The following is a 22066-nucleotide window of genomic DNA, read 5'->3' as shown; positions in this document are numbered from 1 at the left end:
AGGTCTGCCCTTTTTACAACGTTTCTGTGGCCTACCCTATACAACAATGAGATTGACCTAAGATGAGCAACATCCACGACCATCGTATCCTTATCCTGGACTTCGGTTCTCAGTACACCCAACTGATTGCCCGCCGCATTCGTGAGATCGGCGTGTACTGTGAACTGTGGGGCTGGGACGTCAGCGAAGAGAAGATTCGCGACTTTAACCCCAACGGCATCATCCTCTCCGGCGGTCCGGAAAGTGTGGCCGAAGCCAACTCGCCGCGGGCCCCTGAGTACGTGTTCCAGGCCGGCGTGCCGGTACTGGGTGTGTGCTACGGCATGCAGACCATGTCCGAGCAGCTGGGCGGCAAGGTCTCCTGTTCCGACAAGCGCGAGTTCGGCTACGCCCAGGTTCGGGTGGTCGACAGCAACCCGCTGTTCGACAAAATCGAGGATGCCCTGACCGACGACGGTAAGCCGCTGCTGGACGTGTGGATGAGCCACGGCGACAAGGTCACGGCCATTCCAGAGGGCTTCGTTAAGTCCGCCGAAACCGACACCTGTCCGTTTGCAGCCATGGCTGATGAGAGCCGTCAGTTCTATGGGGTGCAGTTCCACCCCGAGGTGACTCACACCCGCCAGGGCAAACGAATGATCGAGCACTTCGTCACCGGCATCTGTGGCTGTGACACCCGCTGGACCTCCGCCACCATCATCGAAGATGCCATCGAGCGCATCAAAGCCAAGGTGGGTTCCGACAAGGTGATTCTCGGCTTGTCCGGTGGCGTCGACTCCTCAGTCGTGGCGATGTTGCTGCACCGGGCCATCGGTAGCCAGTTGACCTGCGTGTTTGTCGACAACGGCCTGTTGCGCCTGGACGAGGGCGATCAGGTGATGGAGATGTTTGGCGATCACTTCGGCCTCAACATCGTCCGTGTCGATGCCGAGCAGCGCTTCCTGGCGGCCCTGGAAGGGATCGACGATCCGGAAGTGAAGCGTAAGGCCATTGGCCATACCTTCATCGAGGTGTTCGATGAGCAGGCTTCGCGCATTCAGGACGTGAAGTGGCTGGCACAGGGCACCATCTACCCGGATGTGATCGAGTCCGCCGGTGCAGCCACTGGCAAGGCCCATGTGATCAAGTCTCACCACAACGTCGGCGGCCTGCCGGAAGACATGGAACTGGGACTGGTAGAGCCACTGACCGAATTGTTCAAAGATGAAGTGCGCAAGATCGGCCTGGAGCTGGGTCTGCCGTACGACATGCTCTATCGTCACCCGTTCCCTGGTCCGGGCCTGGGAGTGCGGGTACTGGGCGAGGTTAAGAAAGAGTACTGCGATCTGCTGCGCCGCGCCGATGCCATCTTCATCGACGAGTTGCACAAGGCCGACCTGTACAACAAGGTGTCTCAGGCCTTTACCGTGTTCCTGCCGGTGAAGTCTGTGGGTGTCATGGGGGATGGCCGCAAGTACGACTGGGTTGTCAGCCTGCGTGCGGTGGAGACCATCGACTTTATGACCGCCCATTGGGCCCACCTGCCGTACGACTTCCTGGGGCGGGTGTCCAACCGCATCATCAACGAGATCGAAGGCATCTCCCGGGTGGTGTACGACATCTCCGGTAAGCCGCCGGCCACCATCGAGTGGGAATGATCCCGCTGCGGTAGACAAGGGGCCCATTGGCCCCTTTTTTGATTAATCCCCTATGCAATCCATGACGGCGGCGCCGTTGAGTGAGATAATGGCCGCTACGGCATTGAGCCGGCGCCTGAGTCCGCTTTGGCCCCTATGCCGCTTCGTTTCCCTGCTCCAGGAGCACCACTATGCAGATCCGTCCCGCCACCGATGCGGATTTCGAGGCCATCTGGGCCATCTTTCAACCCATCGCCGTTGCCGGGGAAACCTATGGCTACGATCGGGACATCAGTCGCGAGCAGGCTTACGAGCTGTGGATGCGTGGTCCCCGGGTCACCTACGTGGCGGAGCGGGAGGGGGAGGTGCTGGCCACTTACTACCTGAAAACCAATCAGGCTGGTCCGGGCAATCACGTCTGCAACTGCGGCTACATGGTGGCACCGGCTGCTCGTGGCCAGGGGTTGGCGTCAGACCTGTGTCGCCATTCGCAGCAGTTGGCGGTGTCTCTGGGCTACCGGGCGATGCAGTTTAACTTCGTAGCGGTGACCAATACCACGGCGGTGAAACTGTGGAGCAAACTGGACTTTCAGACCGTTGGCCGTCTGCCAATGGCGTTTTGCCACCCCACTCAGGGCTACGTCGATGCCCTGGTGATGTACAAGTGGTTGGACTGTGACCCCCTGAGCTGAGCCTGAAAACAAAAAAACCGCCGAACGGCGGTTTTTTTATGCAGGCACTGCCGTTATTCGCCGTGCTTGGACTTCTTCACAAACTCGGTCAGAATCACGATGCGCTGGCCGTTAACCCGTCCTTCGATGTGCAGCGGGTTGTTGGTCACACCGATGTTGCGCACCGGGGTGCCGCGCTTGGCGGTGAAGTTGCCGCCTTTAACCACCAGATCTTTGATCAGGTGAACGGTGTCGCCGGCAACGATGACGTCACCGTTGCTGTCACGGTGAACGATGGCATCGGGATCTTCCTCTTCCGGCAGGCCCAGATCGGCCCAGGCCTTGGTGTCCTCTTCCATGTACATCATGTCCAGCAGATCCTGGCACCAGGTTTCGCCCTGGGCGTTCAGTTGGTGCAGCATGCGGTAGGCCACCACCTGTACCGCAGGCACCTGGCTCCACATGGCATCATTCAGGCAGCGCCAGTGATTCACATCCACGCTGGCGGCGTCATTTAACTGGGTTTTACAGGTGATGCAGGTCAGCACCGCCTTGTCTTCGCTGCTCTTGTCTACCGGTGGGACGTCATACACGCTCAGCTGGTCGTTGGTACCACACAACTCACATTTGGAGTCGCCACGCTGCATCAGGGTGTTTTCAATGCTCATCTAAATTCGTCCTCACGAGTGTTAAGACGGGATTATAGCAGCGGCTGAGGCCAGCTGTCATCGGGAGTCGGTCACGCTATGGGGGTGTAAGGAGAGATCAAAAAAGGGCGCCGACGCGCCCTCGATGATTGCAAAACCGGTTCAGCAGATCCGCGGCAGCAACTCGCCCTTGGGCAGTTCCAGGTAACGCTGGCTACCCCAGGGGGTCGTCAGTACCACTTTGCCGACGTGGGCATCGACCACGGTGCCGATGATGGCGGCGCTGGGTTGGCTTTGCTGCAACAGAGCCTGAGCCTGCTCGGCCTGATCCGCGGATACCGCCAGGACAAAGGTGCCTTCGTTGGCCAGCTCCATGGGCTCAAAACCAAACAGTTCGCACAGCCCCTGCACCTCCTGGGCGATGGGCACCTGCTGCTGCTGCACCTCGATGCCCAGCTCACGGCTGGCGGCCCACTCGTTGAGGACGGCAGACAACCCGCCCCGGGTGGCGTCTCGCATCGCCTTGATGTCGATGCCGGCGTCCAGCAGTCGCTTCACATCGGGCCACAGGGTGGCACAGTCACTGGCCAGGTCTCCCTGCAGTGCCAGTCCTTCGCGGCTGGCGAGGATGCAGGCACCATGGCGGCCGACATCCCGGGATACCAGCACGCAGTCGCCCGGCTCCAGTTTGGTCCACGACGGAGCGGCAATGCACTGGCCGACCCCGGAGGTGTTGATGAAGATGCCGTCGGCGGTGCCTTTGGGCACCACCTTGGTATCGCCGCAGACGATGAGGGCGCCGCTCTTCTCGAGTTCGGCGGCCATCGACTGCACCAGCTGCTCGAGCTCGCTGAAGGCCAGTCCCTCTTCGATGATGAAGCCGCAGCTGAGGTACTGGGGAATGGCGCCAGCCATGGCCAGATCGTTGACGGTGCCGGCCACGGCGATCTTACCCAGGTCCCCGCCTTTGAAGGTGCGCGGTGACACGGTGAAGCTGTCGGTGGTAAAGGCCAGCGGACCGCTGATCTCCAGCCGGGCCGCGTCTTCGTCCCGAATCAGGATTTCATTGCTGAAGTATTTAAAGAACAGTTTGCGAATCAACTGGTTCATTTCGACGCCACCACCACCGTGGCTGAGCTGAATGCGTCTTTTGGTGTCGCGGGTCATAGAATCACTCCGGCGTACTTGTAATGGGCGTGACAGGCGCCCTCTGAGCTGACCATGCAGCTGCCCATCGGGGTTTCCGGGGTACAGCCGCGGCCGAACACCTTGCAGTCACTGGGCTTGGCCAGGCCCTTGAGAATGTCACCACACTGGCAGGCTTTATGGTCGTTGATCTCCTCGGTGGGCAGCACGTCGGCGAAATGACTTTCGGCATTGAGGTGCTGGTAGGCCGGCGCCAGCTCCAGGGCGGAGTAGGGGATGTTGCCCAGCCCGCGCCAGCGGAACTCCTGCCTCAGGGTCAGGTACTGTTCAATCAATGCCTGGGCATGGTGGTTGCCTTCCAGGGTTACGGCGCGATCGTACTGAATCTCCAGCAGCGCTTCACCGGCCAGCATCTGCTCCAGCAGCATCAACACACTCTGGAGCACGTCCACCGGTTCGAAGCCGGAGACCACCACCGGTGTCTGGTAGGCGTCGACGATGGGTTGGTACACCTTGGCACCGGTAATGACGCTGACGTGGGAGGGGCCGATAAAGGCGTTCACTTTCGCCTGGCCATCGGCCATGACGGCGTGCACTGCCGGCGGTACCAGTACGTGGTTGACGTGCAGCAGCAGGTTGTGGAGGTTGTGCTGTTCAATCTGCTGCACCAGCACCGCGGTCATTGGAGAGGTGGTTTCAAAGCCGATGGCAAAGAACACCACGATCTTGTCGGGGTTTTCCTGAGCCAGTCGCACCGCGTCCATGGGGTCGTACAGGGCGCGTACGTCGCAGCCCTGGGCCCGGGCCTGGGCCAGGCTGGAGTTGGAACCCGGAACCCGAATCATGTCTCCCAGGGTGGTCAGAATCACGTTGGGCTGGTTGGCCAGGGTGATGGCCTGGTCGATGCGCTCTTTGGGCATCACACACACCGGGCAGCCGGGGCCGTGAATAAACTCGATGTTGTCGGGCAGGGACTGGTGAATGCCGTACTTCATGATGCTGTGGGTATGGCCGCCACAAACTTCCATGATGCGCAGCGGCTCGTCCAGTTGCGGCGCCAGTTCGGCGATGCGTTTCAGCAGCGCCTTAATGGTCTCCGGATCCCGAAAGCCCTGATACAGATCGGACAGGACCAGCTCAGACATGCTCGGCCTCCATCTTCTCGACGATCTCCTTGTACAGTTCCAGGCTTTCCTGAGCGGCAGCGGCGTCAATTTTATTCATGGCAAAGCCAACGTGGATGAGCACATAGTCGCCCACGGCCAGCTCTTCGCTGATCAGGTGGGTGCTGACCCGGCGGGTTACGCCCATGGTATCGACGGTCGCGGTGGTGTCTTCAGGGTGCAATTGCACAATCTGAGAGGGAATGGATAAACACATGGTCTGAGTACGTCCCTTTTTTACATTTCGAACATTATTCGTCAACAGGCTGGCGACTTTCATGATGTACGTCATGTTCGCCGGTTTTTTTCTGCCAACATTTGGTATGAATCAGGTGCCGATCAACAACAGTCCGGTGGCCAGTGACAGGCTGCCGGTGCAAAAGAACACCCGATTGACGTTTTTATGGCGGGTTAGCACCCGCCGGTTGAACAGCAGCACCAGGGCTCCGAACAGGCTGAAACACAGTAACACTCCGGCGACGAAGGCCGCCACCATGGTCAGGTCGATGGCAACGCCATTGACCATACCCAGGGTCACCAGCATGCCGCGGACACCGCCTATGCCCATCAGGGCGCCCAGTGCCAGTGCCGAGGCGCCGTCGGTCCGCTTGTGCTGGTGGGCCTTGCCGAACCAGATGTGCACATGGGGCTCGCCGTGATGTTCATGCCGGCGGAACTGGATCTGGCCGGTTACCGACATGTACAACAGGTAGATGCCCATCAGGCAGATGGCGCTGGCGGCGATGAGTTCGCCGCTGTTGGTGAGCCACAGCGGCAGATGATACAGCGCCAGCAATTGGGCAAACACAAACAGCATCAGGCCATGGCCACAGGCGAACATCAGCACATTGAGGAACGCCTGGCGGCTCTGCTTGCCGATGGAGAAGTTGGCGATCACCACCAGGTGATCCGGCCCAAAGCTGTGCAGTACACCGTAGAAAAACAGGATCAACAACCCGGTTTCCATCGGTAGTTACTCCCCGGAACCTGGGTGGTTGAGGGCGTACCACAACTGCCCCTGGGCGATGCCACTGTCGTTGACCGGGGTGCGTTCGGGCCACATCAACCGCTCCTGGTGCGGGCCCATGCGCTGCAGCAGCCGCTCCAGCAGGCAGCGGTTCTGCATGACGCCGCCGCACAGCACGATGGGGTGCTGCGGGTAACGGTCCATCAGTGCGATCATCATCTCGGCGATGCCGTCGATGAAGGCGCGGGCACAGTGGGCGGTATCCAGGGGCTGATCGCCCCGGGGCAACAGGTAGTGGATAAGACCGGCGGTGTCGATCTGGCCCTGGTCATTGAGTGACAACGGCAGGCTCAGGTTGGCCTGCTTCAGGGGATCGGCGCTGGCTTCGAGCAACATGCCCGCCTGGCCGTCGAAGTCGGTGTGCTGACACAGCTGCAGGAAGCTGGCCATGGCATCGAACAGGCGTCCCATGGAGCTGCTGTAGGGGGAGTTGATCCCCTTGGACCACATCAGATGCAGGTTGCTCAGGGTGGTGGCGTCGATGCCCAGGCGCTGTGGCCAGCCGCTGGCCTGGATGCATTCCAGGTCCGCATGCTGGAACAGCAGTGACAACGCCACTCGGGCAGGGTGTTTGATCGCCTGTTCGCCGCCAATGAGGCGAAACGGTTTGACGTGGTGCAGGCGCTGATAGCCTTGAGTGTCTGCCAGCAGTACTTCGCCGCCCCACAGCTGGCCGTCGTCGCCCAGGCCGGTGCCGTCAAAGGCAAACCCCAGTACCGGACCGCGGTGCTGATGCTCCGCCATTACCGCCAGCACGTGGGCGTAATGATGCTGAACCTGCAACAGTGGCAGCTGCTGCTGCTCGGCATAATTGCTGGCCCACTGGCTGCTGCCGTAGCCTTGGTGCAGGTCGCTCACCAACTGGTCGACGCTGAGACCGTAGATGCGTTGCAGTTGTGCCAGGGTATGTTCGAAGTAACCTTCGGTGGCCAGGTTGTCCAGATCGCCGATGTGGGGGCTGACGATGCTGCGCTGGCCAAAGGCCAGCGCCAGCCGGTTCTTCTGTTGGGCGCCCACCGCAAGAATGGTGCGGTCACAGGCCTCGGGCAAGCGTTCGGTCTGCGGGGCGATGCCCCGTGCCAGCCGCCACCATTGGCGCCGGCCCCGGACCACCTGGACCACCGAGTCGTCGCAGGGGTTGAGGATGGGACGGTCATGATCGAGGATGCCGTCGACCACATGGCCAAGCTTGTCCACCAGTTGGCTGAGTTCGGTGATTACCGGCTCGCCGGACAGGTTGGCACTGGTGGCCACCAGCGGCCGATCCAGTTGCTCCAGCAGCAGTTGATGAATCGGTGTATAGGGCAGAAACAGCCCTAACCGGTCGATGCCCGGGGCCACGCCGTCGGCCAGTTCGGTGGCACCTGTGGTGCGCATCAGGGTGATGGGGCGTTCGAGGGAGCACAGGGCGTCCCACTCGGCGGCGTCACCCTGCACCAGGCGTTCGGCACTGGCGCGATCCCTGACCATCACCGCCAGCGGCTTTGCCGGTCGCTGTTTGCGTCGTCTGAGGGTGTCGACGGCATCGGCGTTGGTGGCGTCACACATCAGGTGATAGCCCCCCAGGCCTTTGATGGCGATGATTTGGCCCTTCAGCAGCTGGCGGGCGGTATGTTGCAGCGGTGACTCCACCGCTTGCCCCTGTCCCGATGGCCGGCGCCAGCTCAGTTGCGGCCCGCAGTGGGGGCAGCTGACCGGCTGGGCGTGATAGCGACGGTTAAGGGGGTCTTGGTACTCTTTGGCGCAGGCCGGGCACATCTTGAAGCCGGCCATGGCGGTGTTGGGGCGATCGTAGGGCAGATCGCGAATGATGGTGTAGCGGGGACCGCAGTTGGTGCAGTTGGTAAACGGGTAGCGGTAGTAGCGGCTGTCGGGGTCGGCGATGTCGGCCAGACAGTCCGGGCAGCTGGCCTTGTCGGTGGCCAGGGCCACCTGGGCGTCGGCCTTGCCGCTGCTCTCCAGAATGATGAACGCCGATTCACCGTCAACCGCCGGCTGGGTCGTCACCTGCAGGTGATCGACCCGGGCCAGTGGTGGAAGTTGATGGTGCATGGCATGGTCAAACGGCGCCAGTTGGGCCTCTGTGCCCTGCACCTCGATGCTGACGCCATTGGCGTCGTTGAGCACGCTGCCGGTCAGATCGTTGTCGGTGGCGTGGCGGTAGACAAAGGGCCGGAAACCGACCCCCTGTACCGTCCCCAGGATCTGATAATGGCGACGGATCAGACTCATGCACGATTCCTGCGTTTGAGGAACACCCCGCCCAATGCCAGATTAGAGCCATCGAAGTCCGCCTGTTGCGGTAACAACAGGTTGAAGTTGTTGCCAAGACGACGGTAGACGCGATCCAGCAATACCGGTGACTCGAACTCATCGCCCGCCAACGCCAACTGATCGATGCCGATGTCGGCGTCCAGCTGCTCGACCCAGTTGGCCACGAAATCGGCGAAGGAGTCGATCAGGCCGTAGCAGACACCCTGGGCGCTGTTTTCGTCGGCCATGCGGTAGCTGAGGCAGGCCTGCAGCGCTTTCTGACTCTGCAGGGTCAGCACCTCGTCCTGACGTTGCAGCTTAAAGTCGATGCGCGGGCTGTTCTTGCCGTCGTGGCCCAGGGCCAGGGCGGTAAACTTCTGTGCGGCCACTTCGGCACTGTCGCTGGCGTCGGCCAGATTCAGCAGCCACGCCGCCTGGGCGTACAGCTGCGACAGATTGCCGGAAGCCGGCTGCGGCGACAGGCTGGCCAGGGCCTGGGCGTGCTCAGGGTAGCGCTCCTTGAAGCGGGCCACCAACTTGTCACCGGAGTCTGGGCACTGGGCGATGGTGTCAAGAATCTGGACCGGGGCAATGCTCTGCTCGGCCAGTTTTACCAGCCACTGATAGTCGCCGTTGTCGTCCTGATACAGCAGACCGGAGGGGCGGTTGCGGCTCAGGTACAGCACCGCGATGGTGTGTTCCTTGGGGGCCTGCAACTGGGCGCTGTGCAGGGCACAGGCGGCGGCCCAGCGATCGTTGATGCTCTGGACATTGGCACCGGTGCTGACCGACAGGCGCTGCTCGTTCACCTGACTGGTGAAACCGGCAATGGCGGCGTCGTCCCATAGCGGCTCGCTGCCGTCCAGGAGCAGGCTGGGCAGCTGGCGGTGGCTCAGTGCCACGGGCTTGTCTTCGATGAAGGTCAGCACCAAGCGAGGCTGATGATCCAGGGGCTCTACCGCGACCACCTCGATGCCTTGCTGTGCCAGTCGCTGGCCCAGTTTCAGGGTCACGCGGTCGTCGGCCAGGTGGCAAAGGTGCAGCTTGGAGGCCAATCGGTTGGCCTCGGCAAAGGCGGGTTTAGGCAGCAACTGCAGCATCGGCTTTTCCAGGCTGCTGAGCAGTTTCACTCCCTGGTTGGAGATGTGCAACGCCTCGTTGAGGGCCTGGGGCTGACAGAACAGCAGTTGATTGACCGTCTCCGGTGCCTGGCTCGGCAGAGAGAAGCGACGCAGGCCGTTACCCGTCTCCAGGGTGCACTGTCCGTCCTGCAGCAGGGCGTCGATGGCCAGGCTCAGGGTGGCATCGTCCATGGCCGGGACGGCGGCGCTGCCACACTGGGAGCAAGCGTCCTGATGGTCGCGGCAATGGCTGCAATAGGGGTTGCTGACCGGGCCATGGGCCAGGGCATGCTGGTGGCCGGAGAGGGTCTCGACGGCGTGCAGATCGCTGTGGGTCAGCCAGCAGGACATGGCCCACTCCTGGCCAACCTGTTCCGCCAGGGCGGACAGTTGGGCCTGATCTCCTTCGGCTTCGAAGAAGTAGACATTGTCTTCTAGGCCGGTGGCGATGACCTGGGGGTGGGAGAGCAGTTGGTTACAGCGATGGGCGTAGTAGGGGACGGGTCGATCACAATGGAAGTTAAATTTCAGCTTCATGGCTGCGGTTCCCCTTGGGTTTCACAGGACTGGTAGGCCAGCTCCTGAATGTCCGCGTCGCGGACTTTGGTGGCGGTAATGCCCAGCTGTTGCAGGTGGGCGAGTAACGCTTTTTCCATGGTGGCAACGGCACCCTGGACCTGGGGAGTGAGCTCGAAGCTCATGGACTCCAGAACCGTGGGAACCACGCCCAGGACATGGGTCTTGGGGCGATCGCCGACCATGTCCATCATATTCAGGGTTTGCAGCATCTCCACTTCGTGGGCGCTGCCTTGCCAGTCCACCTCGGCGGGGGCCTGGTCAAAATCAAAGAAAAACACGTCGCCGTAGTTGGCCCTGGCGGCGTTGATGGTATCGACCACAATCAGATGGTCATAAGGAGCAATCAGAGGAATCAGGGCGTTGGCCAGGGTGCCGCCGTCCATAAATTCGAGCTGGGCTTGCCCCTCAAAGGTGTAGCAGTGCTGGATGTAGTTGGCAAAATGTACGCCGATGCCTTCATCGGCGTACAGTACATTGCCAATCCCCAGTAAGAGGATCTTTTGTGGCATGAATTACTTGTCCTTCATGGGGTGGTAATCGTAACCGGAGACAATGGAATCCACAGAGTTGTGCTTGAAGCGGATACCGCTGAATACGGCCATATAGACATGCACCAGCATGAATATAACGAACACCCAGGTCAGGAAGTGGTGCAGCTCACGGACAAAGGCCAGAGTACCGAACATCGGTATCAGGGCTTCGGCCACGGGCATAAAGGCACCGCCGAGTCCTTCGTGATACACATGGGCGTGCAGAATCAGGCCTGTTACACACATCACCACAATCACCAGGGTTAACGCCAGGTAGGTCATGTATTGCAACGGTCCGTACACGCCGGATTTGTGCATGTTGCCCATGTAACCATAGGCTTTCAGGTTCTCAATCCAGGCTTTGGGACTGATCACATCACGGAAGGAGCGCCGCTCAATATTACTTCGACTGAAGAAATACAGGTAGGCGCGGCCCAGGGTGATGGCCACCAGCAGGAAGCCGGCGATCAGGTGGCCGAAGCGCACCCAGCCCTGCATCAGATTGTCCGGGCCACCGTACTGAACCAAAAAGGGCCAGGAGATGTAGAATCCGGAAATCACCAGCAACACGATGGACAGCGCCCTCAGCCAGTGACAGATACGAATCACCGGACTGAAGATGTAATCCCTTGAGTGTGGAACCTTGTTAGACATAGCTCCTCCTTTAGCCGGCGTTTGGTGCTACTTGGAACTGCCCCAAATCCTGGCCTTTGTAATCCATCACGTGTACGGCACAGGCCATACAGGGGTCGAAGGAGTGGATGACGCGGATGATCTCCAATGGCTTGGTAGGATCTTCCAGCTTCATGCCAACCAATGACTGCTCAAATGGACCGACTTTGCCGTTGGCGTCAACAGGACCGGAGTTCCAGGTGGTGGGGACCACTGCCTGGTAGTTCTCGATCTTGCCACCCTTGATGCGAATCCAGTGGCTGAGCAGGCCGCGAGGTGCTTCGATGACGCCCACACCCTTGTACTCTTTGTCTGGATCGATGTTGGGCTCAACGTAGGTAGACTGGTCTACTACGATGTTGCTGACCAGGGCATCGAAGGTCTTGAGGCTATTTTCAGCCACGAGCATGGTCTGTACCAGACGGGCAGCGGTACGGCCCAGGGTGGTAAACAGTGCTTCGATTGGCAGGCCGGTGGCCTTCAGCAGGCCATTGACGGCGTTGACCACCTGCTCGTTGCCTTTGGCGTAGCTCACCAACAGGCAGGAGAGTGGGCCCACTTCGATCGGCTCGCCGGCGTAACGTGGGGATTTCACCCAGGAGTACTTGCCGTCGTTGTCGAAGGTCGGCAGGGTGCCGTACACAGTTTCACGGTCAATCAAGCCGGTGTAGTTTGGCTCGGTAACACCGTCGTAAGGATGACGGGCCGCACCGTCCTGGTACCAGGCGTGGGTCACGTCTTCTTCGATCAGGGTCAGGTCAACCGGCTGTACGTTGGCCAGATCACCGTTCATGATCACGCCTTCGTCGAACAGGAATTCGCCGTTGCCCAGATAGAAGTCCTTGGATGCCATGAAGTTCTTCACACCTACGCCACCCAGTACGGACGCTTCGCCCTTATAGGCTTCGGCCGCCATGACCACGTCAGGCAGGTACGCGCGGTTGATGAAGTCGGTCACCATGGCGTGCTTGTCTTTCCACTCCTGCAGACGTGCTGGGCTCAGCATGTCGCGTACGGAGGTCACGCCGCCCACAACCAGAGACTGAGGGTGAGGCTGCTTACCACCGAAGATGGCCAGCATTTCAGCGGCAACACGCTGAACTTCCAGTGCCTTCAAGTAGTGAGAAACCGCAATCAGGTTCTGCTCAGGGGTGAACTTGTAGGTGCCGTTGCCCCAGTAGGCGTTGGCGAATGGACCCAGCTTACCGGTATTAACCAGTCCCTGAACCCGCTCTTGAACAGCGCGCAGGTCACCTTCACCGGCGTTGATTGGCTTGTCGCTGTACTGCATGGCCACTTTGGCAGCCTTGGCAGGATCGGCGCTCAGCGCGGAGACAATGTCTACCCAGTCCAGGGCATGCAGGTGGTAGAAGTGCACCACGTGGTCATGCATGTACAGGGAAGACTGCATCAGGCTGCGCAGCAGTTTGGCGTTTTCCGGAATCTTCAGATCCAGTGCGTCTTCTACTGCTTCGATGGAGCAGCGGTAGTGGGAGTAGGTACACACACCACAGATACGCTGAACCAGCAGACCGGCATCCATCGGGCTGCGGCCCTTAAGGATGGTTTCAATGCCGCGCCACAGGGTGGAGCCAGACCAGGCGTTGGTGATGACATTATTCTCATCGACCTCAACCTCGACACGAAGGTGACCTTCAATACGGGTGATTGGATCGACTACAACACGTTTGCTCATCACTTCTCCTCCACGTCTTTAGCGAACACGCCAGCAACGGCGTGGGCACCGACACCGACAGCGGCAACACCCAGAATGGCGGTACCGATGTAGTCGGCGGTCATATCCAGGCTATGGATGTCGCGACGACCAAGGGGTTTTTCGAAATCGGCCATGGCGTCCCAGAAGTTAGGCTCGGAACAGCCGATGCAGCCGTGACCAGCAAGAACCGGCCAGCTGGTGTGGTGGTTAAAGCGCTCGGTGGGGCAGTTGTTGTAGGTGTAAGGACCTTTACAACCCACCTTGTACAGGCAGTAACCCTGCTTGGCGCCTTCGTCACCGAAGGTTTCTACGAACTCGCCGGCATCGAAACGACCGCGACGTTCACAGTTGTCGTGTACGCGGGCACCGTAGGCCCACTTAGGACGGCCGTACATGTCCAGCGGTGGCAGCTTACCGAACATGACGAAGTACATCAGGGTACCGACAATGTTCTTTTCGCTTGGAGGACAGCCACCCAGGTTGACGACAGGCTTGTGTACAACCTGATCAACACCCTTGGCTTCGGTTGGGTTCGGCGCTGCCGCCTGAACGCCACCGAAGGCGGCACAGGTACCAACGGAGACGATGGCCGCCGCACCTTCTGCTGCATGGTGAACGATCTCCATGCCGGTGTGACCTTTACAGCCGACGGTCAGGTAGTGGCCGTCGTTAGCGGTCGGTACCGCACCTTCGACTGCCAGCACGTAGCCGCCTTTATAGGCTTCCAGTGCGTGCTCCAGGTTCTCTTCCGCCTGCCAGCCGGCAGCCGCCATCAGAGTTTCGTGATACTCAACTGAGATGTGGTCGAAGATGACACTGTCAATGGTGGGGGTATCGGCGCGAATCAGGGATTCGGAGCAACCGGTACATTCGGCCAGGTGCAGCCAGATGAGAGGCACACGGTCTGCGATCTCTGCCGCTTCAGCCACCAGAGGGCTAAAGGAGAGTGGCAGTGATAGCATGGCGGTAACCTGAGCGGACCAGGTCATGAACTCCCGACGGGAGATACCCTGGTTTTCTAGGCGTTTCATCAGCGGAGTGGACTTGACCGCGTCAATATTCTTTAACTCGGTTAGTCGCTTTTTTCCCCGCGAAAATAAAGCATCGTACTGTCCCATATTTTTTAATCCTTGCATTGGGTACAACGAGATTGCAAGCAAAGTGTATGGGATTCGGTATAGGACATAATGACCGAGATCAATGTTGCGCCAAGAACTTCATTTATCCGTTGTAGCGACTGGCTTTGTCGTGATTTGGCTCATGGTTTTTTCTATTTCTTGCTGTGAAATGGTTTTTTTGTCTAATTTTTGGGGGGAAGAGTGAAATTATTTTGTTAGTGAGAATTGCGTTCAGTGTGTATTTCCGCTTTCGAAATCAGTCCTTTCATGGATCAATATGTGCGACATTTTGTCTGTGACTGCTGTCACTTTTGCTCCTTTTAGGGGATATTTGTCCATTTTTGATATTTCTCAATCTTTTTCGATCCCGTTTTTCAGCTTATTCAAAAAAAGGAGAAAAGAGCCAATTAAAATAATTAATTGGCTCGTGAAAATATTATTACCGAGTTCTTAATTTTTATTAATTCGTAATACTGCACGATGTCTCAATTGCATCACTGAATAAGAACCATTCTCGATGACGCGATAAAATAGGGCTGTTGGTTTTGCCTGGATTCGGGAATCTGGATCAACTTTTGTTCGAATTGGGTTTTTAACCCGGCCTCAATTCCCGCCATTTTTTGAGCTACAGGCGTTCCGGCCCAATTCTCGTGGTATCTGGTTTGGGTAAAGACAGGGTCGAACAGCCCCGCTGGCGCCTTTGGTCGTCCAGGTTACTCAGGTGCGGCAGCGGCAATCGACAGGAATCCCTCTCTTCGATGTTGTCATCGGTTGATTGACTCATCTGACTAGCGCGGAGCCTAAAGATATTGATGACTCACTGCCATAGCGCAGGAGTTCGGCTGTCAGACTCCGGTTAATCTCAATGGCCAGTTTGGTATTGCTTATGGCCGGCAGAGATTGGCACGGCTTCGGCAGGCATTCTGCAAACCACCTCATCACCGGGGATCGCACCAAACCCACTTCATTACAATGCCCGCCCCGAGGCCGGGGGGCAGGGCCTTGGCCGGGGCCGCACAGGGAGCCAATGCCGTCGGTCACATGCACAACTATATATAGGAGGCGCTGTCAGGGCGTCATCCCACCCTGCCCGGATCGAGCAGCAACTTCATGCCAGCGCCTTTGTCAGCGGTTTCATCGGCGTGGATACCGGCCAGCACCGGCAGGCCGTTGCCGGGACGTACAGGCGCCTTAGCCTCGGACGACAACCATCTAAAGAGATCGTCCCCGAGGGCAGATTTTAAGCTCTGGATCGGAGTGGGCCATCAGGGTGTCCAGCCGGATGCTGCTGGGTGCCAGAGCCGGACTGTGAACCAGATGCCATTGTTCGCGGGGAGCCTGACTGAGCATCGCTGATTTGGTGGCCGGTGCTCCGCGATCCACAGTGGGGATGCGCCGGGGCGGGAAAGGGTTGTGCGGAAGGTAAAAAAAGCGGGGGTAAAGTTAGGCAGGCTTTAACATTAGCTTAGTTCGAATAACTCTTTGGCGGTGAAAACTTGATCCTAATCAAGGCTTTGTAAACTTGCATTCAAAATGCCTTTATTGGGCTGCGGGGTTATTTTAAGCTGTGCTCACTAAAACATACATAATATATACACCTTTTAAAGGAGCGCGCCGTGTTTTGTATTCAGTGTGAGCAGACCATGCAAACCCCAGTTGGTAATGGTTGTCAGTATGCCATGGGCATGTGTGGTAAAACGTCAGAAATTTCAGACCTTCAGGATGTACTGGTGTACATGCTGCAGGGCGTCAGTGCCTACGCCCATGCCGGTCGTGAGCTGGGGGTGATCGATGCCGCTGCTGACGCTTACCTGCCGCAGGCGTTCTTCTCTACCCTGACCAACGTCAACTTCGACGCCGAACGTCTGGTGGCTTACACCGCCGAAGCGGTCGCCACCAAGACCCGACTCAAGGACGCCTACCTGGCGGCCTGCACCGTTCAGGGTGTAGAACCAAAACAGCTGGCCGGTGCGGCGCAATTCGAGATCACTGCCGAGAAAGCGGCGATGATCAGCCAGGCACCTGCCACCGCGGTGAACCGTGGCCTCAATGATGTCGGTGAAGACATCGTTGGTCTGCGCCTGCTGGTGCTGTACGGCCTGAAAGGGGTGGCAGCCTATATGGAACACGCCCGTATCCTCAGCAAGCAGGATGACGAAGTGTACGGTGAGTTCCACCGCATCATGGCTCGACTGGGTGAAGATCCAAGCGATCTGAACGAGCTGCTGGAGCTGGCCATGGCTTGTGGTCACCTGAACTACAAAGTGATGGAGATGCTGGATGCCGGCGAAACCGAGGCCTTTGGCCATCCGGTTCCGACCAAGGTGAACATGAAGCCGGTGGCCGGCAAGGCGATTCTGGTTTCCGGTCACGATCTCATCGATCTGAAACACATCCTGGAGCAGACCAAGGACAAAGGCATCAACGTCTACACCCATGGTGAGATGCTGCCGGCCATGGCTTACCCTGAGCTGGGCGGCAAGTACCCGCACCTGGTGGGTAACTACGGTAGCGCCTGGCAGAACCAGCAGAAAGAGTTTGCCAACTTCCCTGGCGCCATCGTGATGACCTCCAACTGTCTGATCGATCCGAACCCGGGCTCCTACGCCGATCGCCTGTTTACCCGTAACATCGTTGGTTGGCCGGGCGTGGTTCATCACACCGGTGACGACTACAGCGCCGTGATCGAGAAGGCGCTGGCGTGTGAAGGCTTCAAGTACGACGAAATCCCTCACTACACCATGACCGGTTTTGCCCGCAATGCCCTGATGGCAGCCGCTCCGGCAGTGATTGAGCAGGTGAAAGCCGGCAACATTCGCCACTTCTTCCTGGTTGGTGGCTGCGACGGTGACAAGCAGGAGCGCAACTACTTCACCGAGTTTGCCAAGTCGGCGCCGGACGACACCCTGCTGTTGACCCTGGCCTGTGGCAAGTTCAAGTTCAACGATCTCGAATTTGGCGACATCAACGGCATCCCGCGTCTGCTGGATGTGGGTCAATGTAACGATGCTTACTCCGCCATTCAACTGGCCCTGGCCCTGGCGGAAACCTTCGAGTGTGGTGTCAACGAACTGCCTCTGTCGCTGATTCTGTCCTGGTTCGAACAGAAGGCGATCGCCATCCTGCTGACCCTGCTGGCGCTGGGCATTAAGGATATCCGCGTTGGCCCGACGGTGCCGGCCTTCCTGACCGAGAACCTGATCAACCACCTGCATGAAGCCACTGGCCTGCGTCTGACCACCACGGTTGAGCAGGATATGGCCGACATTCTGGGCTAAGCAAACGCAACCATTCAGGGGGCGTTAGCCCCCTCGAAGTCCAATGCGTACCAGCGGCTCTGCCATCGGGATTGTGTGGGTACAACCGAGGGTCTGGGCCGTTTTTTGCGTTGGGCGGGGTAGGAATTTTAAGGAGTATCACTGATGCAGCTGACCTGCACCGAAATTCGGGCGGAAACCCGTGACGTTAACACCTATCTGTTTACCGCCAGCCAACCCATCGAGTATATTCCCGGCCAGTTTCTGCCGCTGCTGGTGGAGGTGGACGGTGCCTCTCACAGCCGCTGTTACAGTCTGGCGTCGATTCCAGGGGATGCACACTACGCCCTGACCATTAAGCGGGTCGACAACGGTCTGGTGTCGAATTTCCTGGCCGACAACGCCAAGGTGGGCGATCAGTTTTCGGTGATGCCCGCGTCAGGGGAGTTTCATTACCAGCATGCCCAGTCCGGCAAGTTGCTGATGCTCAGTGCCGGTTGTGGCATTACCCCGGTGTACTCCATGTTGCGTGCCCGTTTGCTGGCGGATCCGCGGGCTGACATCGTGTTCATTCACAGTGCTCGTACGCCTCAGGATCGTATCTTTGTCAAAGAGCTGGAGCATCTGGCGGATGACTACCCCAATCTGAAACTGCGTTGGGTCGTGTCACAAGGCGCTACAGAGGGACAGTCTCAGGGGCTGCTGGATGCACGTATGCTGCTGTCTCTGGCAACCGACATTCGTGAGCGTCGAGTGTTGATGTGTGGCCCCCAGGGCTATATGGAGGCCGCCCACGGCTGGTTTGACAGTCTGGGCGTCGATCCGGAGCAGGTGTTCCAGGAGGCTTTTGCGGCGCCACAGGGCGATTCTGAGCCGGTCACCGGAGAAGGCCACACTCTGACTGTCGGAGACAAGCAGGTAGCCATTGAGGCCGATCAGAGCATTCTTGAGGCACTGGAGAAGGAGGGGCTGCCGATCTTTGCTGCCTGCCGTTCCGGTGTTTGTGGCAGCTGCAAATGCAAAGGTGAAGGAGATAAGCTGGACCGCAGTTCGGTAAGTACCCTGACGGCGGAGGAACTGGAACAGGGCTTCTTCCTCGCCTGTGCCTCAAAGGCCACCGGCGACATGGCGGTGACACTGCCCTGACCCTTGCCATCCCGGCGATGAAAGGCCTCCTTCGGGAGGCTTTTTTTGTGCATTTTGTCCTACTGCTTTCCGCCAATCTCGCCAGGGGGGGGGCGTGATCACGGTCACGAGTGAGTCAAAATGTCCCTTTACGGCGAAGGGTGAGAATCGGGTTCGATAAAAGCACTCATCAATCTGCTATTATTGTGTGATCCAGATCGCACGCTTGACCGAAAAATGCTCGATTTGCTGTTGCTTAATTGTAAATGGGTGGTTGTCTTTAGGTTGATTTGGGCTGGATCTTGGTCATACCAATTCCCAGCAGGTAACGCCCTTGTTAAATGCATTGGGTTTTGACGATCTTTAAATGTTGCCATTCATGCATTGTTTGCTTTCTGGTAACTGCATTTTACAAGCTGGTAACCAAATTCAGCCCACCGATAAGTGATACCTGAATCACAGTCTGGGGTGAGTGGCCTCTATAGACTCCGCCGAAACTGCCGACACAAACACAGCGGAGAATATAATGAAAATCGCCTTGTTCATCCCTTGCCTGGTGAACCACATGACACCAAATGTGGGTATCGCCACGGTAGAGCTTCTCGAGAAGCTGGGGCATCAGGTCATTCTGCCTAAAGGGCAGACCTGCTGCGGTCAGCCCATGACCAACTCGGGTTGTTTCGATGATGCTAAGAAGACCACGCTGAAGTTGCTGAATGCCTTTAAGGGCATTGACTGCGACTACATCGTTTGCCCTGCGGCTTCCTGCATGATTGCGGCCAAAGAGAACTTCCATGAGTTCGACTGCAGCCCGGAAGCCACCGCTGTGATCGGCAAGCTGAAAGAGCTGACCGAGTTCCTGCACGACATCCATGGCTTGGAGCGTTTCAACAAGCCGTTCAACCACAAGATCAGCCTGCAGATGTCCTGTCACGGCATCCGTATGCTGGATCTGGCGACTCCGTCAGAGATCAAGGGCCAGGGTTACAACAAAGTGGAAGCCCTGCTGTCCCGCATCGAAGGCATCGACATCGTCTACCCGGAACGCAAAGACGAATGTTGTGGCTTCGGCGGTACCTTTGCTCTGGATGAAGGTTCTGTATCCGGCAAGATGGGCAAAGACAAGGCCAAGGCACACGCCGACACCGGCGCCAAGTACGCCGTGGGCTTCGATCCTTCCTGTTTGCTGCACCTGGACGGCGTGATTCGTCGTGAAGGTCACAGCATTGAAACCCTGCACATCGCTGAACTGCTTAATCAGGCACTGTAAGGAGATACTCTCATGGCACTAATTGGTGAAATTGAATCTCATGCCAGTGCGGCAGCGAAGTTCAACAAAGACGAAGCTCGGGTAGACTGGCACGACAAAGCGCTGTGGACCCTGCGTCACAAGCGTGATCTGGCGGCAGAATCTCTGCCGGAGTGGGAAGAGCTGAAACAGCTGGGCTCCGATTACAAACTGCACACTCTGTCGAACCTCAAGCATTACCTGACCGAGTTTGAAGCCAACTGTAAGAAAAACGGCATTCAGGTTCACTGGGCCAAAGATGGCAAAGAGCACAACGAGATTGTGCACGGCATTCTGAGCAAGCATAACGTTAAGAACCTGGTGAAATCCAAGTCGATGCTGACCGAAGAGTGTCACCTCAACCCGTACCTGATTGAGCGCGGCATCGACGTGATCGATACCGACTTGGGTGAGCGCATCATTCAGCTGAATGAACAGCCGCCGAGCCACATCGTAGTGCCGGCCATCCACCTCAAGAAAGAGGAGGTGGGCGAGCTGTTCCACCGCAAGATCGGTTCCGAGAAAGGCGCCTCCTGCCCGACCTATCTGACCAAACAGGCGCGTGCTCACCTGCGTGAGAAGTTCCTGCAAGCAGACGCGGCCCTGACCGGTGTCAACATGGCGATTGCCAGCGAAGGCGCGGTTGCGGTTGCCACCAACGAAGGTAACGCCGACATGGGTGTGAACCTGCCAAACGTGCAGATTCACTGTATGGGCATCGATAAGATTGTGCCTAACATGGAAGCGGCCAGCGTGCTGTCCCGTACACTGGCTCGTAACGCGACTGGTCAGCCAATCACCTCCTACACCACCTTCTACAAAGGCCCTAAGCAGGGCGGTGAGATGCACGTGGTGTTGGTGGATAACGGTCGAACCAAGCTGTTCCAGGACGAGTTGCTGGCGGAAGCCTACAAGTGTATTCGTTGTGGTGGCTGTCTGAACACCTGTCCTGTGTACCGTCGTTCCAGTGGCTTCAGCTACAACTCGCTGATTCCTGGTCCTATCGGCATCGCCGTTGCCGCCGGTGACGACGAAACCCATTCTCTGGCCTGGGCTTGCTCCCTGTGTGGCTCCTGTACCCAGGTGTGTCCGACCAAGGTACCGCTGGACAAGATCATCTTTAAGTGGCGTCGCATTACCGCCGAGAAGGGTGAGCTGCCATACGGTAAGGGTAGCTACATGCCGTGGGTGGGTCGTTTCATGGCCAGCGAAACCATGCTGAACACCTCCATGGCCGGTGCCCGTACTGCCCTGCGCATCCTGCCGGATGCCCTGATGAAGCCATTTGGCATGGACTGGACCAAGTACCGCGAACTGCCTAAAGCACCAAAGACCGGCTCTTTCGAAGCGTGGTTCAACAAAAACCGGGAGAACAAATAATGTCTAGCCGTGACGCAATTTTTGCCGCATTGGACACCTGCAGCCTGCCAGATGCGCCGATGCCAACCATCACCGTTGAGCCAAACAACACCGATCTGATCGGTCAGTACGAAGCCAACCTGGCCAAGGTCGGCGGTACTCTGGTTCAGGTCAGCTCTCTGGAAGAGGTTCAGGCGCAATTGAACGCTGCCATGGCCGATAACCAACAAGTTATCAGTCGTGTAGAGGGGTTGACCGGCAACCGTGAACTGGACGCCAAGCCACACGATTTGCACAATGTCGACCTGGCTATCGTCGATGCCGAACTGGCAGTGGCGGAAAACGGTGCGGTGTTTGTTCGGGAAACCGCCAGTGGCCACCGGGTACTGCCATACATTACCGAGAACCTGGCGGTAGTGGTGAAGCGTGATACCACCGTTGCTAACATGCATGAAGCAATCAAAGTGGTTAAGTTGGAGTCCGGTCAGCACGGTGCGTTCATTGCCGGTCCGTCCAAGACAGCCGACATCGAACAGGCCCTGGTGATTGGTGCCCACGGCGCCTGCTCCATGACCGTTTACATGATCGGCTAATCGACCGACAGAAACAAACAGGCCCTGCTCAAAAGCAGGGCCTGTTTGTTATATCAACGATTTTACGTGTAGTTAGCACACACGCTTGGCCCACTTTATGTGGGCCTTTTTTTGCTTCGCCGACGGGACAAAGAGGCTCCCGACAGGCGACGTCAGCACCCACGCCTTGCTCACGGCCAAGACT

The 22066-nt window shown here is 58.2% G+C and carries 19 protein-coding genes; 7 read left to right on the top strand and 12 right to left on the bottom strand.

The genetic code is table 11. The annotated features are described in order from the left end of the window. Window positions 1-62: 62 nt before the first annotated feature. Together guaA and BLT77_RS03315 are read left to right on the top strand one after the other, a co-directional pair. Window positions 63-1637: a glutamine-hydrolyzing GMP synthase gene (gene guaA, locus BLT77_RS03320; RefSeq protein ID WP_090361992.1), complete on the top strand. Its 1575-nt coding sequence runs from the start codon at window positions 63-65 to the stop codon at window positions 1635-1637. Between the two features lie 170 nt (window positions 1638-1807). Further along, window positions 1808-2308, top strand: coding sequence for a GNAT family N-acetyltransferase (locus BLT77_RS03315; RefSeq protein WP_090361987.1), 501 nt, complete (start codon window positions 1808-1810; stop codon window positions 2306-2308). Between the two features lie 53 nt (window positions 2309-2361). On the opposite strand, the gene BLT77_RS03310 is transcribed toward BLT77_RS03315, so the two are convergent. The 12 genes from BLT77_RS03310 to BLT77_RS20575 all read right to left on the bottom strand — a co-directional run bounded on the left by BLT77_RS03310 (window position 2362) and on the right by BLT77_RS20575 (window position 15468). Beyond that, window positions 2362-2955, bottom strand: coding sequence for a PhnA domain-containing protein (locus BLT77_RS03310; RefSeq protein WP_028112179.1), 594 nt, complete (start codon window positions 2953-2955; stop codon window positions 2362-2364). A gap of 141 nt (window positions 2956-3096) precedes the next feature. Beyond that, window positions 3097-4101 (bottom strand): hydrogenase expression/formation protein HypE, encoded by a 1005-nt coding sequence (gene hypE, locus BLT77_RS03305; RefSeq protein ID WP_090361983.1) that lies wholly within the window; start codon window positions 4099-4101, stop codon window positions 3097-3099. Beyond that, window positions 4098-5225, bottom strand: coding sequence for a hydrogenase formation protein HypD (hypD, locus tag BLT77_RS03300; RefSeq protein ID WP_090361979.1), 1128 nt, complete (start codon window positions 5223-5225; stop codon window positions 4098-4100). The genes hypE and hypD overlap by 4 nt, the downstream gene beginning before the upstream one ends. Then, a complete protein-coding gene (locus BLT77_RS03295) occupies window positions 5218-5460 on the bottom strand; it encodes a HypC/HybG/HupF family hydrogenase formation chaperone (protein WP_090362648.1) in 243 nt (80 codons plus the stop codon). The genes hypD and BLT77_RS03295 overlap by 8 nt, the downstream gene beginning before the upstream one ends. Before the next feature lie 111 nt (window positions 5461-5571). Further along, window positions 5572-6210, bottom strand: a complete 639-nt coding sequence (locus tag BLT77_RS03290) for a hypothetical protein (protein WP_090361974.1) — start codon at window positions 6208-6210, stop codon at window positions 5572-5574. Between the two features lie 6 nt (window positions 6211-6216). After that, window positions 6217-8502: a carbamoyltransferase HypF gene (gene hypF / locus BLT77_RS03285; protein WP_090361971.1), complete on the bottom strand. Its 2286-nt coding sequence runs from the start codon at window positions 8500-8502 to the stop codon at window positions 6217-6219. Then, on the bottom strand, window positions 8499-10181 hold the full coding sequence (locus BLT77_RS03280; protein WP_090361964.1) for a Kae1-like domain-containing protein: 1683 nt from the start codon (window positions 10179-10181) through the stop codon (window positions 8499-8501). The genes hypF and BLT77_RS03280 overlap by 4 nt, the downstream gene beginning before the upstream one ends. Beyond that, the gene (locus tag BLT77_RS03275; RefSeq protein WP_090361961.1) at window positions 10178-10732 is read right to left on the bottom strand and encodes a HyaD/HybD family hydrogenase maturation endopeptidase; all 555 of its coding nucleotides are present in this window, start codon (window positions 10730-10732) and stop codon (window positions 10178-10180) included. The genes BLT77_RS03280 and BLT77_RS03275 overlap by 4 nt, the downstream gene beginning before the upstream one ends. A 3-nt stretch (window positions 10733-10735) precedes the next feature. Continuing rightward, the gene (cybH, locus tag BLT77_RS03270) at window positions 10736-11407 is read right to left on the bottom strand and encodes a Ni/Fe-hydrogenase, b-type cytochrome subunit (RefSeq protein ID WP_090361958.1); all 672 of its coding nucleotides are present in this window, start codon (window positions 11405-11407) and stop codon (window positions 10736-10738) included. 10 nt (window positions 11408-11417) lie between these two features. Then, window positions 11418-13121, bottom strand: a complete 1704-nt coding sequence (locus BLT77_RS03265; RefSeq protein ID WP_090361955.1) for a nickel-dependent hydrogenase large subunit — start codon at window positions 13119-13121, stop codon at window positions 11418-11420. Further along, the gene (locus BLT77_RS03260) at window positions 13121-14260 is read right to left on the bottom strand and encodes a hydrogenase small subunit (protein ID WP_090361952.1); all 1140 of its coding nucleotides are present in this window, start codon (window positions 14258-14260) and stop codon (window positions 13121-13123) included. The genes BLT77_RS03265 and BLT77_RS03260 overlap by 1 nt, the downstream gene beginning before the upstream one ends. Before the next feature lie 1076 nt (window positions 14261-15336). Next, window positions 15337-15468 carry a hypothetical protein gene (locus BLT77_RS20575; protein WP_281241953.1) on the bottom strand — a complete coding sequence of 44 codons (132 nt, stop codon included), beginning with the start codon at window positions 15466-15468 and terminating at the stop codon, window positions 15337-15339. Between the two features lie 408 nt (window positions 15469-15876). Between BLT77_RS20575 and hcp the strand changes: the two genes are divergently transcribed. The 5 genes from hcp (at window position 15877) to BLT77_RS03235 (ending at window position 21882) form a co-directional block, all read left to right on the top strand. Then, on the top strand, window positions 15877-17538 hold the full coding sequence (hcp, locus tag BLT77_RS03255) for a hydroxylamine reductase (protein ID WP_090361948.1): 1662 nt from the start codon (window positions 15877-15879) through the stop codon (window positions 17536-17538). A 144-nt stretch (window positions 17539-17682) separates the two neighbouring features. Next, complete coding sequence (locus BLT77_RS03250) at window positions 17683-18663, top strand: FAD-binding oxidoreductase (RefSeq protein ID WP_090361943.1); 981 nt, start codon at window positions 17683-17685, stop codon at window positions 18661-18663. A 505-nt stretch (window positions 18664-19168) separates the two neighbouring features. Then, window positions 19169-19912 carry a (Fe-S)-binding protein gene (locus BLT77_RS03245; protein ID WP_090361939.1) on the top strand — a complete coding sequence of 248 codons (744 nt, stop codon included), beginning with the start codon at window positions 19169-19171 and terminating at the stop codon, window positions 19910-19912. A gap of 12 nt (window positions 19913-19924) precedes the next feature. Beyond that, window positions 19925-21310, top strand: a complete 1386-nt coding sequence (locus BLT77_RS03240) for a lactate utilization protein B (protein WP_090361936.1) — start codon at window positions 19925-19927, stop codon at window positions 21308-21310. Continuing rightward, on the top strand, window positions 21310-21882 hold the full coding sequence (locus BLT77_RS03235; RefSeq protein ID WP_090361932.1) for a LutC/YkgG family protein: 573 nt from the start codon (window positions 21310-21312) through the stop codon (window positions 21880-21882). Before BLT77_RS03240 ends, BLT77_RS03235 begins: the two co-directional genes overlap by 1 nt. Window positions 21883-22066: the final 184 nt, after the last annotated feature.

This window comes from Ferrimonas sediminum, assembly GCF_900100175.1.
Taxonomy (GTDB): Bacteria; Pseudomonadota; Gammaproteobacteria; order Enterobacterales; family Shewanellaceae; genus Ferrimonas; species Ferrimonas sediminum.
Note: the sequence above shows the minus strand (reverse complement) of the source record. Positions and strands in the feature narration are given on the sequence as shown.

Bases quoted from the DNA above. Each gene is read 5' to 3' on its own strand.
- BLT77_RS03290 (WP_090361974.1), bottom strand. From the start codon at position 6,210: ATGGAAACCGGGTTGTTGATCCTGTTTTTCTACGGTGTACTGCACAGC.
- BLT77_RS03250 (WP_090361943.1), top strand. From the start codon at position 17,683: ATGCAGCTGACCTGCACCGAAATTCGGGCGGAAACCCGTGACGTTAAC.
- BLT77_RS03235 (WP_090361932.1), top strand. From the start codon at position 21,310: ATGTCTAGCCGTGACGCAATTTTTGCCGCATTGGACACCTGCAGCCTG.
- BLT77_RS03240 (WP_090361936.1), top strand. From the start codon at position 19,925: ATGGCACTAATTGGTGAAATTGAATCTCATGCCAGTGCGGCAGCGAAG.
- guaA (WP_090361992.1), top strand. From the start codon at position 63: ATGAGCAACATCCACGACCATCGTATCCTTATCCTGGACTTCGGTTCT.
- BLT77_RS03275 (WP_090361961.1), bottom strand. From the start codon at position 10,732: ATGCCACAAAAGATCCTCTTACTGGGGATTGGCAATGTACTGTACGCC.
- BLT77_RS03260 (WP_090361952.1), bottom strand. From the start codon at position 14,260: ATGGGACAGTACGATGCTTTATTTTCGCGGGGAAAAAAGCGACTAACC.
- BLT77_RS03265 (WP_090361955.1), bottom strand. From the start codon at position 13,121: ATGAGCAAACGTGTTGTAGTCGATCCAATCACCCGTATTGAAGGTCAC.
- BLT77_RS03245 (WP_090361939.1), top strand. From the start codon at position 19,169: ATGAAAATCGCCTTGTTCATCCCTTGCCTGGTGAACCACATGACACCA.
- hypD (WP_090361979.1), bottom strand. From the start codon at position 5,225: ATGTCTGAGCTGGTCCTGTCCGATCTGTATCAGGGCTTTCGGGATCCG.
- hypE (WP_090361983.1), bottom strand. From the start codon at position 4,101: ATGACCCGCGACACCAAAAGACGCATTCAGCTCAGCCACGGTGGTGGT.
- hypF (WP_090361971.1), bottom strand. From the start codon at position 8,502: ATGAGTCTGATCCGTCGCCATTATCAGATCCTGGGGACGGTACAGGGG.
- BLT77_RS03310 (WP_028112179.1), bottom strand. From the start codon at position 2,955: ATGAGCATTGAAAACACCCTGATGCAGCGTGGCGACTCCAAATGTGAG.
- BLT77_RS03315 (WP_090361987.1), top strand. From the start codon at position 1,808: ATGCAGATCCGTCCCGCCACCGATGCGGATTTCGAGGCCATCTGGGCC.
- BLT77_RS03280 (WP_090361964.1), bottom strand. From the start codon at position 10,181: ATGAAGCTGAAATTTAACTTCCATTGTGATCGACCCGTCCCCTACTAC.
- cybH (WP_090361958.1), bottom strand. From the start codon at position 11,407: ATGTCTAACAAGGTTCCACACTCAAGGGATTACATCTTCAGTCCGGTG.
- BLT77_RS03295 (WP_090362648.1), bottom strand. From the start codon at position 5,460: ATGTGTTTATCCATTCCCTCTCAGATTGTGCAATTGCACCCTGAAGAC.